This window comes from Brevibacillus sp. LEMMJ03 (genome assembly GCF_007197875.1).
Lineage (GTDB): Bacteria > Bacillota > Bacilli > Brevibacillales > Brevibacillaceae > Brevibacillus > Brevibacillus thermoruber.
Map to the genome: position 1 here is coordinate 1 of NZ_VKJN01000087.1, position 431 is coordinate 431.

Genomic DNA, 431 nt, shown 5'->3' on the forward strand with positions numbered 1-431 from the left:
AAAACATTCAACTATACACACCCAGTTGGCATGGTTCTTTACGTGCTATTAATTATCGCCTTTACGTATTTCTATGCCTTTGTTCAAGTCAATCCTGAACAAATGGCGGACAACTTGAAAAAACAAGGTGGTTATATCCCAGGGATACGTCCAGGGAAAAATACACAGGAGTATGTCACCAAAATTTTATACCGGCTTACATTTGTCGGTTCGATATTTTTAGCAGCAGTCGCGGTTCTTCCTGTGTTCTTTGTCAATTTTGCTAGTTTACCACCTTCCGCTCGCATCGGTGGAACCAGTTTGCTCATTGTCGTCGGTGTTGCGCTCGAGACAATGAAACAGCTAGAAAGCCAGCTTGTGAAACGCCACTATCGAGGTTTTATTAATTAAAGAGATCAGGAGCAACCGCCCCTTGCCTCTTAGAGCTGAGG

At 43.4% G+C, this 431-nt stretch carries 1 protein-coding gene; it reads left to right on the forward strand.

Annotation, left to right across the window (positions count from 1 at the left end; all coding sequences use genetic code 11):
• Positions 1-390, forward strand: a 390-nt coding sequence (locus FOI68_RS22915) for a preprotein translocase subunit SecY (protein WP_370512176.1), incomplete at its 5' end; no start/stop codon positions are given.
• Between the last annotated feature and the right edge of the window lie 41 nt (positions 391-431).